Source organism: Cognaticolwellia aestuarii, assembly GCF_002000025.1.
GTDB classification, from domain to species: domain Bacteria; phylum Pseudomonadota; class Gammaproteobacteria; order Enterobacterales; family Alteromonadaceae; genus Cognaticolwellia; species Cognaticolwellia aestuarii.
In genome coordinates, this window is sequence record NZ_MUZV01000011.1 from 72,529 (window position 1) to 84,775 (window position 12,247).

Sequence of the window (12,247 nt, forward strand, 5' to 3'; positions counted from 1 at the left end):
AAAAAGTTGAATAAAATTTAAGAAATGTTTCGAAGTGATACGAATGAAAGCATATTTTTCATTCGTATACTTATCTATCGAAACTTTTGTTGATTAATCGAATATTTCCCCTTCGTCATTTTCAACAGGGTTGCCACCATCAAGAATCTCGCTACTAATATCTTCGCTGATGTATTCCGTTGGTGCAGTGCCTAATTCAAAATATTCAAAACGACTAGATTTATCGGTTTTTTTGGTTAATTTTCCTGAGGCTTTATCTATTCGGACTGACATCAGCGCTTGTGGTTGCTCAAAGGGCTCTACAGGTAGGCCCGCTAATGCTACTTTCATAAAGTTAATCCAAGCTGGCTGTGCCGACTTTGCACCAAATTCTTTACCTGTGGTTTGTTCTTTACCTAAGTTACTGTTATAGGCTGTTTGACCTAGATTACGGCTTGGATCGTCGAAACCTATCCAAGATGTTGTTACTAGTCTACGACTATAGCCTGAAAACCAAGCATCTTTTGCTTGGTTTGTGGTTCCTGTTTTACCTGCAATATCTCTGCGCTTAAGTTTACGGGCACGGTATCCTGTACCTTGCCAATACGGCTTTATATTCCAGTCAGCACCCCAAATGGCAGAATTAAGTGCTTCTGTCATTAAAAATGCATTTTGTGCGCTTATCACTCGCTCAGCTTTATTAACAACTTTTGCTTTCAATGCCATATCTGCAGCATTTTCATTATTACTTTCTGTTGCTACGTCCGATGTTATTGGGAAACTATCTTCACAGCGATCGCAAGCAATGGCTGGATTGGCTTGAAAAATCACTTTACCGAATGAATCTTCGATGCGTTCGATTAAATACGGTTGTATTAAAAAGCCGCCATTGGCAAACGTAGCAAAACCAGTGGCAACCTCTAAAGGCGTTAAAGAAGCCGAGCCTAAAGCTAAAGATTCATTACGCGGTAAGTCATCTGGATCAAAACCGAATGAGGCCAAATAGGGGATAATTTTATCTAAGCCAACATCTCTGAGTAATCGAACCGCGATAACGTTTTTAGATTGCGCTAGTGCTAAACGTAAGCGAATTTCACCGTTGTAAACAGGCGGTGAATTTTTTGGACGCCAAACCACACCGGAACTTCTGTCCCATTGATTTATTGGTGCGTCATTAACTATTGATGCCAGGGTATAACCACTATCTAAAGCTGCAGAATAAATAAAAGGTTTAATATTGGAGCCTACTTGTCGTTTCGCTTGCGTTACGCGGTTGAATTGACTTTGAATAAAGCTAAAGCCACCCACGGCTGCTTTGATTGCACCGTCATCAGTCGCTAAAGATACCAGTGCTGAACTCACCTCAGGCAATTGGCTTAGCCGATAGCCTGTTGCTGATGGCGTGACCATAACGATATCACCCGTTTTAACGATCTCATGTGCAACCTTGGGAGCTGGACCTTGCTTATCATCGTTAAAGTAAGCTCGGGCCCACGACAACCCCTGCCACTCAATAACGATATCAGTACCGTCGGCTAATCTAACTTGGATAGAACGTTCTAATGTTTCAGTAACGACTCCAGGTACAATCGAATGGTAGCTACTTAAAGGCGCGAGAGCCTGTGCTATTTCATCATCACTTATAGGTTCAGCTAGTATATTATTGGCATCGCTAGTTTGAGCAGAACTAAGTTGTTCGTCGTTTACTGGTCGTAAGCTAGCAAGAGGGCCGCGATAACCATGACGTTGATCATAGGCAATAATATTATTAATAACTGATTGTTGGGCGGCATGTTGTAATTTTGATGTCACAGTAGTGAAAACTTTATACCCGCCGGTGTAGGCGGCTTCCTTACCAAAGCGATCAATCATTTCTTGATGTGCCATTTCTGCAATGTAAGGGGCATTTAATTCTATTTCCGCACCATGTTTTTCAGCCGTAATAGGTTGCTTGTTAGCCGTTAACATTTCTTGTTCGGTGATATAGCCGGCGTTATACATACGCTGCAATACCACCGTTCGTCTTTGCATTGCTCGATCTGGTCGGCTAATAGGGTTCATGGTTGATGGTGCTTTTGGTAACCCTGCTAGTACCGCTATTTGTGCTAAGGTTAGCTCTTTAACGTCTTTGCCATAATATACTTGTGCCGCTGCGCCAAAACCAAAAGAACGATGGCCTAGAGATATTTTATTCATATAAAGGGCAAGTATTTCATCTTTGGTCAGCAGGCTTTCAATGTGAAAGGAGATGAATATTTCTCGAATTTTTCGGACATAAGTTTGTTCACGCGTTAAAAAGAAGTTACGCGCAACTTGCATGGTGATGGTACTTGCCCCACCTTTATTTTGGCCTGTTAATTGACCTAGTATAGCTCTACCCATACCGATAGGATCAACACCAAAATGTAGGTAAAAACGGTCATCTTCAGTGGCTAAGATTGCATTGATGAGCTGCTTTGGCATTTCATCTAACGTGAGAGGGATACGCTTCTTTTCACCAAACTGAGAAATAAGTTTACCGTCGGCGCTGAATATTTGCATGGGCGTTTGCCATTGCAAATCTCGCAGAGAGTCAACACTTGGTAAGCTTGATCGCATCGATAAGTAGAGTCCAGCAAGAACCAGAATTCCAATCAATATCAATACAGAGCTTGCTTTTAACAGATTTTTTATAGAAAACACAGAGAGATGCTCAATAAATGTTATAAAAATGACGTAATAATACTAGTATATCCTGTAAAAGCATGTAATAAATGTATTTATACGAATTTTATGCCTAATATTATAATAATAAAATGTTCTAGTAGGATTCTATGTTAAGTAGTTTATGGAAAAAAAAGACCTCATTAATGGTGGGGATTGACATTGGTTCTCACTCTATTAAAGCTGTTTTATTGAGCCAAAACGATACTGGATATGTGCTAGAAACTGTCGCCGTTGAAGTTATGCCAAGAGGAGCGATTGTTGATAGGGAAATCCAGGATATTGAGGCGGTTGGTAAAGTCGTAGCAAAAATTAGAAAAAAGATATCCTCCTCAGTTATTCAAGCAGCATCTGCCGTTTCAGGCCAAACCGTTATCACGAAAATTATCTATATGGATGTTGCACTAAACGAACAAGAGCTAGCCAGTCAAATTGAAATTGAAGCTGATAGTTTGATCCCTTACCCGCTTGATGAAGTTAGTTTAGATTTTGAAGCGCTCGATATTAATGAATCTGATCCAAGTAAAATTAATGTTTTGCTCAGTGCCGCTCGCACTGAGTCTGTAGAGGCCAGAGTAGCAGCACTCGACGCTGGTGGCTTTGTAGCAAAAGTGATTGATGTGGAGTCCTATGCTATTAGTCGAGCCTTTGATTTAACGTTGCAACAATTACCAGATGATGCAAGTGGTAAAATTGTTGCCACCGTTGATTTAGGTGCCACTATGATGCTTTTTTCCGTCACTGAGGCGAGCAATCATATTTACAGCCGCGACCAACTTTTTGGTGGTGAGCAATATACCCGTGCAATTGTTTCTTATTACAATAAATCGTTCGAAGAGGCTGAGCTAGCAAAGCTTACTAATGACTTACCGCCTAGCTACACTTTTGAAGTTTTAGCGCCTTTTCATACCATACTGGTACAACAAATCCGCCGCGCTATTCAGATGTTTTTGACGACCAGTGGTAAAGAAAAAATTGATTATCTGGTTATTTCCGGCGGCAGTGCCTTAGTGGAAGGAATAGAGCAACTATTAACAGAAGAGTTAGGTATTCATACTGTTATAGCTGACCCTTTTTCAGGTATGGAAATTTCCAGTAAAATCAACCAAGAACAGTTAGCTAAAACAGCGCCTCGCTTTATGGTTGCAGCCGGTTTAGCATTAAGGAGTTTTGTTCCGTGGCATATATAAACTTATTACCATGGCGTGAAGAAGCTGAAAAAGCCAAGCAACGAGAATATTTTACGGTATTAACTGTCGTAGCATTCGTGGCTTTTGCTCTGGTGTTTTTAGTGAATCAGTTTTATCAAATGCGTATTGATGGCCAAAACACGCGAAATCAATTTTTGAAAAACGAAATTAATGTATTAGATATTCGAATTGCAAAAATAAAGTCATTAAATGAAAAGAAAAAAGAACTTAAAAAACGTACTAATGTTATAGAGCAGTTACAACGTAGCCGCAATGTAGGCACCCAAGTACTGAACGAAATAGCGCAAGTAGTGCCGAACGGTATTTATCTTACGCGCCTGGAAAAGCAAGATAATAGCTTAAGTATTGTTGGTAAAAGTGAGTCAAACAATCACTTAGCTAATATGATTCGTGAGATAGAAAATTCTGACTTATTTGAAGATGCGATACTGGAATCAATAACCTCAAATGATGCCACCAGTAAATTGTTAAGTGATTTTAAAATGCAAGTTCGCATTAAAGGCTTGATGAATTTGAATGAACTGGGAGCGCCATGATGAGCTTTAACTTATCAGAATTCACCGAACAATTTAATGGTTTAGAACTTGATAATATTGGGCAATGGCCGAAAGCTGCAAAAATAGTTTTATCAATATTCTTGGTTATTTTAGTGTTAGGTTTGGGTTATGTGCTGATGATTAGTGACCAAATTAAACAGCTCGAGCGTGTGACCGCTGAAGAAGCGACGTTAAAACAACAATACCAAGCCAAATACCATATTTCAGCGAACTTAGAGCTATTTGAACAGCAGATGATTGAAGCTGAAGCCATTTTTTCAAAGCAATTAAAAAGCTTACCCGAAAGTCATGAAACACCGGGTTTATTAGATGACATAACCTTTGTTGGCACCACAACCGGATTAGATTTTGTCAAACTGAATTGGCAGCCGGAAATAGAGCAAGAGATTTATATTGAGTTACCGATAGATATCGAAGTGTTGGGTTCGTATCATGAGTTTGGACAATTTGTCAGTCGTATTGCTGGTTTACCACGAATTGTCACTTTGCATGATTTTGATATTAATCTGCAAAAGCAGAACTCTGGAGACTTAAAGTTAACGCTGCAGGCCAAAACTTACCGTTATCGAGAGGCAGCTGAAAAATGAGAATATTTTTTATATTAAGTGCTGTGCTATTGACGGGATGTTTTGGTGATACTGACGACTTGAAATTACATATTGCTAATGTGCAATCAACTACGGCAAGCTCGATAGAGCCGATGCCAGAAGTAACCATTTTTGACCACTTTGATTATTCTGCACAGACATTACGTAGCCCATTTGATGCCCCGAAACCTGAAGCTATTCAAGAAAAAATTCAACAAATGTCTGGCTGTTTAAGCCCAGATCCACGCCGAAGAAAGCAACCTTTAGAAAAGTTTTCGTTAAGTGATTTAATTATGCGCGGCACATTAGGTGAGTTGGGGGTGACTTGGGCGTTATTAGAAGCGTCTGATAACACCTTACACCGTGTCGCTGTTGGCAGTTACGTTGGCTTATACCATGGACGAATTACCTCAGTAAGCCAAGAAAATATAAAAGTATTAGAGTTGATCCCTGATGGCGCGGGGTGCTGGGTAGAGCGTGAAACTGTTGTTACCATGACGCAGGCAAGTGCAGAGGAGCAAAGACAGTAATGTTGCTATTTAATAAAACTAAAAATGATGATCTTATGACACATTGCAAACCAATAAAGTTAATCACAGCGGCTTACCTTTGCTTATTGTCTACGTTTACGTGGGCTAATGAGCTAACAGGAATTACCTATAACACAATACAAAGCAATGAAATTGAATTAGTGTTTGAATTATCAGATAAAATCTTAGTTCAGCCAGAAGTGACAACATCAATGGCACCTGCACAAGTGAGTATAACTTTTGATGCTGACGAGTTTAATCCTAAGCTAGCCAATACTTTGGTCGAGCATGCTGGCGTTACAGATATTGTGATACAAAAAATGGCTGGTAAAGTTGTCGCCAATGTTAACTTACAGCAGTTATCTATTTTTGATGTCGTGCAAAAAGATAACACCTTTGCTCTGGTTTTGAATACTGGCCAAGCCGATAAAACAGTAAAGCAATTAATTCCAGTGGGTCATGGCTATATTAATAAAATTGATAATATTGATTTTAAGCGTAATCCGCAAAACGAAGCTCAGCTTTTAATTAAGCTTATTGATAGTAAAGTTGCTGTCGATGTGAGTGAAAAGCTAGGTAAGCTTTACATTGAGTTTCATAACACTGAAATTCTAGAAGAGTTTATTTATAAATTAGATGTCACTGATTTTGGTACGCTTGTTAGTGGCATTGAAACCTTTAAGGCCGATCGAAATGCTCGTTTAGTGGTCGATATTAATGGCGCATTTGATTATGAACACCAACAAGTTAATGATGTATTCTCATTAACAGTTAAGAGTAAGGTCCAAGACGATGGATACCTTGGAGAAGAAGAAAGCTTTAATGGCAGAGCTATATCATTAAACTTTCAAGACATTGCTGTACGCACTGTTTTACAAATTATTGCTGATTATAATGGTTTTAACTTAGTGACCAGCGACACTGTTGAAGGCAATATTACTTTGCGTTTAGATGGCGTACCTTGGGACCAAGCACTTGATATTATTCTTAAGGTTAAAGGCTTAGATAAGCGTATGGAAGGTAATATTCTGATGGTAGCGCCAAGCGATGAGTTAGCTGCTCGTGAAGCTCGTGATTTACAGGCGCAACAACAGGTTGAAGAATTAGCACCATTATTCTCTGAATACGTACAAATTAATTATGCTAAAGCGGCTGAATTTGCGACATTAATTAAGAATGAAGAAAATAGTATTTTGTCTGCTCGTGGTAGTGTTAGTGTTGATGAGAGAACCAATACACTGCTTATACGTGATACGGCTAGTAGTATTGCCGATATTAAACGTATGGTGACAGTTTTAGATATTCCCGTTCGACAAGTTATTATTGAATCTAGAATGGTGACAGTAAAAGATAATATTAATGAAGAGCTCGGCATTCGTTGGGGTGTTACCGATACCGGTAGTGATTCAGCTACTTCTGGTACTTTAACAGGGGCTAATAATGCAGGTAATGGTGTAGTACCGAATTTGACCGATAGATTAAATGTTAATTTACCTGTAACCAGCCCTGCAGGGAGCATCGCGTTTCAAGTTGCACGTTTAGCGGATGGCACTATTCTGGATCTTGAATTAAGTGCCATGGAGAAAGAAAACAAAGGTGAAATTATTGCTAGTCCTCGTATTACTACTGCGAATCAAAAGGAAGCTTATATCGAACAAGGTGTTGAAATACCTTATCAAGAAGCAGCTTCTAGCGGTGCTACTACTACGCAATTTAAAAAAGCAGTATTAAGTTTAACGGTAACACCACATATCACGCCTGATGATCGGATTATTTTAGATTTAGTGGTAACGCAAGATACCGTTTCTGATGTGTCAAATGGCAGTGCACCGGCAATAGATACCCAAAGAATAGGTACACAAGTACTGGTTAATAATGGTGAAACCATCGTGCTAGGTGGAATTTATCAGCAACAAATAATAAGTTCAGTGTCAAAAGTACCTGTTTTAGGTGATATTCCGTATTTTGGTTGGATGTTTCGCAATAGTAGTAACTTTAATGAGAAAAAAGAGCTATTAATATTCGTTACACCACGCATAGTTACAGAAAGATTTTAAGTTAATTTGCTTGTAAGGTGGTGTTTTCATCTTACAAGCTTGCAATTTGTACCCAACAATTGCGATAATTGCGCCCTTGAAATTTTCGAGGGGGGTTCCCTCTTACCTGTTCACGTAATAAATAAACGAGTATTAATTAATCTAATGGCAGAAAAACGTAACATTTTCCTTGTAGGCCCGATGGGCGCAGGCAAAAGCACCATTGGTAGAGAATTAGCAGATAAGCTACATCTTGAGTTTTTTGATTCCGATCAAGAAATCGAACGTCGTACTGGTGCAGATATCGCGTGGGTTTTCGATCTTGAAGGCGAAGAAGGTTTTCGTAAAAGAGAAGAAACCGTTATTGAAGACCTCAGTGAAAAACAAGGCATTGTTTTAGCGACAGGTGGCGGATCTGTGATCAGCAGCCAAGTTCGTAACCGCTTGTCAGCGCGTGGCATTGTAGTTTATCTCGAAACAACCATTGATAAACAAGTTGCTCGTACTCAGCGAGATCGACGTCGACCTTTACTTCAAACTGATGAAGAACCTAGAACAGTACTTGAAAACTTAGCTGTTGAACGCAATCCGTTATATGAAGAAATTGCCGATGTAATCGTGCAAACGGATGACCAAAGCGCCAAAGTGGTAGCAAGTAAAATAGTCGAACGTTTAGATTTTTAATGACGTAACTATGACCACACTTCAGGTTAAACTCGGTACTCGCAGTTACCCTATCTATATAGACAGCGGACTATTATCAAATAGTGATCTGCTGTCTAATCATATCCGCAGTAAGCGTGTTTGCATTGTTAGCAATGACATTGTAGCACCACTTTACGTTGAGCAGTTGAAGTACGCCCTTAAGGATTTTGATGTTGATGAGATTGTGTTACCTGATGGTGAAGCTGAAAAAAGTTTAGCAAATTTTGAACGCATAATGTCACATCTGCTGTCTGGTAATCATGGTAGAGATACTACGTTAATTGCTTTAGGTGGTGGGGTTATTGGTGATATTACCGGTTTTGCTGCTGCTTGTTATCAACGAGGTATTGATTTTATTCAGGTGCCGACCACCGTATTATCTCAAGTAGACTCTTCTGTTGGTGGTAAAACTGCCGTTAATCACCCTTTAGGTAAAAATATGATAGGGGCCTTCTATCAACCTAAAGCTGTTTTTATTGATCTTGCTACATTAACCACTTTACCGATACGAGAGTTTAATGCCGGCATGGCTGAAGTGATTAAATATGGCATATTGGGTGATAGTCGCTTTTTTACTTGGCTTGAAGATAATGTTGTCGCAATTAAAGCTGGCGATAACACGGTATTAATCGAGATGATAGAGCGATGCTGCCAATGCAAAGCGACTATCGTTGCTGAAGATGAAACCGAAGCCGGTGTACGAGCATTATTAAATTTAGGTCATACCTTTGGGCATGCTATTGAAGCCGATCAAGGCTATGGTAAATGGCTACATGGCGAAGCTGTAGCTACTGGTATGGTTATTGCTTCTAAGTTGTCTGTAGCAATGAATTTGCTTGAAGTGTCAGATCTTCGTCGTGTTGAAACACTACTTTCAGCGTTTGATTTACCGTTAATCGCACCTGAAAATATGGGTTTTGACGAGTTTATTTGCCATATGCGCCGTGATAAAAAGAATTTAGCAGGTAAACTGCGTTTTATCCTTCCAACCGCTATTGGTCAATCTGAAATTAACGATGATGTCAGTGAGGAAATGCTTCAACAAATTCTATAATTTATTCTGAATAGGTGAAGCATGTCGGCGTTAGTAAACAATATCGACTTATCAAACGATAATACCAGTGTCACAAAAATTAGTGCCCACGCACGTATTGACTATATTCTACGGTTTTCTAAACAAGCTATCTTAGTGATTGATGAAAGCACTGAACAAAATGCCGCGCTTTCTGGTCAATTTTTGGCAAGTTTATCTGATCAACATAATGCCGCTTATATTTCGCTCTCTTCACAGTTTAATAATATTCAAATTCGTTGCCGTATTATCGAGCAACTGTATGCGGGGGAGTTATTCGACCCTGAAATATCTTTAGCTGTTAGTGTCATTAATTTAGCAAAAAAATCACCACAGGTTATTAGCATTGTTCTTGATAATGCACAGTATTTGTCATTGCAAATATTGCATGAAGTATCACAACTGGCAGCGATTGCTAAAAAAGCTAATTTAAATGTAAATATTGTGATGTTTGGCTCTCCTCAAGCGGGCAAAACGGTTGCTGAGAATAAAAGCCTATTCGATGACAAGTTAGCCTTACTATCTGCTCAATCAGGACAATTGCTATCTACAACAGCAGCAATATTTAAAGATACCCAGCCTAAATGGTTTTTTATTAAGCAAAACAAGTGGTGGATTAGCCTATTAGTGCTTTTACTGTGCTTTGCTATGTTAGTGATTGGCTTGTTGCAGCAAGATAGTTTTAACTTTTCTAAATCGTTAGTGGTTGATAATCAGGAAAAGATACTACTAAAGAATGAGCTAGCGAAGCCACAAACTACGGTGTTAACAGCTAAAAATAACCAGATGACTCATGCTAAAGTTGCAGCTCAGTCTTTACCAGACAAACTCAAAAAGCATAGTGTCGCAATACCTGAAGATATTTATCTTTCTTTAACTAGCCCAGTATCAGATGAGGCAAAAAAAAGTGAAATACTGCCCGCGTCACCTACTGATATTATGTTAGCAATGGCTGCCCAATCTAATGATGTGGTATCGAGCAATAATACAATTGCAAGTAACAACGCAAATGAGAAAAAATTAGCAGTTAAAACAGTATCAAATGACTCTCATCAACCATTAATCATCAATAATGCATATTATGCTGATAAAAAAGGCTATGTCATTCAAATTGCAGCATTTAGTGAACTGCAGCTACCAAAAGCATTCTTAAACACTTTGGCTGATGTCGAGTTTAAAGCTTATCAACGATTATTGAATGACAAAGCTATTATGGTAATTACAAGTCACGCATATGCTGAAAGAGCTGCCGCGGAACTTGCGTTATCAAAATTACCAAAAGCACTACTAGATCGCCAACCTTGGCTGAAGTCAGTTACTGTAGTTAATAATGAAATTAACGCATTTTTGTCTTCGCAATAAGTAACAGTGAGGGGAATTCATGGCAATGGGTTAATGTCTGATAAGGCTTAATTCAACTTAACCTTCTAACATTAAATTTTTTATAAAAGACTTTGCAATAGAGTTGGGCTCATCTGAAATTAGCCTTATAGATTTATGAAGGCGTCGATGTGCTAAGTTGTAGAATTATTTAATGTGATTGCTATTAATTCACGATACAATCCCCGCTTACTTTTCAGATGCTTGCTATCTGTTGTTGAATTTTTAGGTTTGTAGGTATCATGAAGAAGAAACATCGAGCTTTTTTAAAATGGGCGGGTGGAAAATACGCACTAAGCGATGTAATAAACTCTATGCTACCCAAAGGAAATCGTTTGATTGAGCCTTTTGTTGGTGCAGGCTCAGTGTTTTTAAATAGTGATTATGATGAATACCTTCTCAGTGATATTAATCAAGACTTAGTTAATCTATATCGTATTTTACAGCGCACGCCTGATAAATTCATCGAAGATGCTCGTCGTTTTTTTGCCGCTGAAAATAATCAAGCTGATGTATATTACCAGTTACGTAAAGAGTTTAATGCTAGCGCAGATCCCTATTTTAGATCACTCGTTTTTTTATATATGAATCGCCATGGTTATAATGGCTTATGTCGATATAATAAATCAGGTGGTTATAACGTACCGTTTGGCAAGTATAAGCGTCCGTACTTTCCTGAAGCTGAGTTGTATCATTTTGCTGAAAAAGCAAAAAAAGCAATTTTTATCTGTGATGGTTATCGTCAGACCTTTGCACATGCAAAGTCGGGAGATGTCATTTATTGTGATCCGCCATATGTGCCTCTGAGTAAAACAGCAAGCTTCACCAGTTATTCAGGCAATGGTTTTGGCTTAGATGAACAAGCGGATCTGGCGAATGCCGCAGAAGAAGTGACCAACAAACGCAATATATCGGTTTTGATCAGTAACCACGATACTATTTGGACACGAAAAATATATCAGCATGCGAAAGAGCAGCGCTCGATAGAAGTGTCTCGCACTATAAGTCAAAAAGGCAGTAAACGTAATAAAGTAGCTGAGTTGCTGGTACTTTATTAATGAGCGTTAGTTAAATTTTCTTGAGAGCTTGATTCTTTATTGCGCTGTAAATAACAGCGCTACTCTACCTTCTTGATAAGGTCAGCACTAACCAGGTAAAACCAAATTTACGATCGCTATCAGTGCCGCGATAAACACCACTACAGCAATTATGCCCGCGATAATAAAGTGACTAAGTTTTCCTTGTGTAAAATCACGCTCTCTATTCTTATTACTTTGCACACCGAAAAATGCTGCCCCAACGCTTTTGAATGTTTCTTTAAAGTTACTTGAGCTCATTGTTATCCCTACATGCTGATTTATATCTATGCCATTTCCAAGGGCAAGTTGAGAGCCTGATTTTGAAATGGTGTATTTTCTATCTATAAATGATTATTCAGTATGTTCCAATGCGTATTTGTGATCAAGTGGTTAAATTTCATGCACCTT

The 12,247-nt window shown here is 38.8% G+C and carries 11 protein-coding genes; 9 read left to right on the forward strand and 2 right to left on the reverse strand.

The window, feature by feature from the left end:
• Window positions 1-93: 93 nt before the first annotated feature.
• Window positions 94-2,661 (reverse strand): penicillin-binding protein 1A, encoded by a 2,568-nt coding sequence (locus B0169_RS16020; RefSeq protein WP_412842144.1) that lies wholly within the window; start codon window positions 2,659-2,661, stop codon window positions 94-96.
• A gap of 131 nt (window positions 2,662-2,792) precedes the next feature.
• Between B0169_RS16020 and B0169_RS16025 the strand changes: the two genes are divergently transcribed.
• The 9 genes from B0169_RS16025 to B0169_RS16065 all read left to right on the forward strand — a co-directional run bounded on the left by B0169_RS16025 (window position 2,793) and on the right by B0169_RS16065 (window position 11,818).
• Window positions 2,793-3,872 (forward strand): pilus assembly protein PilM, encoded by a 1,080-nt coding sequence (locus B0169_RS16025; RefSeq protein WP_077287654.1) that lies wholly within the window; start codon window positions 2,793-2,795, stop codon window positions 3,870-3,872.
• Window positions 3,860-4,429 carry a PilN domain-containing protein gene (locus tag B0169_RS16030; protein ID WP_077287656.1) on the forward strand — a complete coding sequence of 190 codons (570 nt, stop codon included), beginning with the start codon at window positions 3,860-3,862 and terminating at the stop codon, window positions 4,427-4,429. Before B0169_RS16025 ends, B0169_RS16030 begins: the two co-directional genes overlap by 13 nt.
• Window positions 4,426-5,037, forward strand: a complete 612-nt coding sequence (locus tag B0169_RS16035; protein WP_328589029.1) for a type IV pilus inner membrane component PilO — start codon at window positions 4,426-4,428, stop codon at window positions 5,035-5,037. The genes B0169_RS16030 and B0169_RS16035 overlap by 4 nt, the downstream gene beginning before the upstream one ends.
• Window positions 5,034-5,567 (forward strand): pilus assembly protein PilP, encoded by a 534-nt coding sequence (locus tag B0169_RS16040; RefSeq protein WP_077287658.1) that lies wholly within the window; start codon window positions 5,034-5,036, stop codon window positions 5,565-5,567. The genes B0169_RS16035 and B0169_RS16040 overlap by 4 nt, the downstream gene beginning before the upstream one ends.
• Window positions 5,567-7,624: a type IV pilus secretin PilQ gene (locus tag B0169_RS16045; protein WP_077287660.1), complete on the forward strand. Its 2,058-nt coding sequence runs from the start codon at window positions 5,567-5,569 to the stop codon at window positions 7,622-7,624. Before B0169_RS16040 ends, B0169_RS16045 begins: the two co-directional genes overlap by 1 nt.
• Before the next feature lie 144 nt (window positions 7,625-7,768).
• Window positions 7,769-8,287 (forward strand): shikimate kinase AroK, encoded by a 519-nt coding sequence (gene aroK, locus B0169_RS16050; RefSeq protein WP_077287662.1) that lies wholly within the window; start codon window positions 7,769-7,771, stop codon window positions 8,285-8,287.
• Window positions 8,288-8,297: 10 nt separating this feature from the next.
• Window positions 8,298-9,362, forward strand: coding sequence for a 3-dehydroquinate synthase (gene aroB, locus B0169_RS16055; protein WP_077287664.1), 1,065 nt, complete (start codon window positions 8,298-8,300; stop codon window positions 9,360-9,362).
• A gap of 21 nt (window positions 9,363-9,383) precedes the next feature.
• Window positions 9,384-10,742 carry an SPOR domain-containing protein gene (locus B0169_RS16060; RefSeq protein ID WP_077287666.1) on the forward strand — a complete coding sequence of 453 codons (1,359 nt, stop codon included), beginning with the start codon at window positions 9,384-9,386 and terminating at the stop codon, window positions 10,740-10,742.
• A gap of 260 nt (window positions 10,743-11,002) precedes the next feature.
• Window positions 11,003-11,818 carry a Dam family site-specific DNA-(adenine-N6)-methyltransferase gene (locus B0169_RS16065; RefSeq protein ID WP_077287668.1) on the forward strand — a complete coding sequence of 272 codons (816 nt, stop codon included), beginning with the start codon at window positions 11,003-11,005 and terminating at the stop codon, window positions 11,816-11,818.
• 87 nt (window positions 11,819-11,905) lie between these two features.
• Here B0169_RS16065 and B0169_RS16070 read toward each other — a convergent pair whose 3' ends face one another.
• Window positions 11,906-12,097 (reverse strand): DUF2970 domain-containing protein, encoded by a 192-nt coding sequence (locus B0169_RS16070; protein WP_077287670.1) that lies wholly within the window; start codon window positions 12,095-12,097, stop codon window positions 11,906-11,908.
• Between the last annotated feature and the right edge of the window lie 150 nt (window positions 12,098-12,247).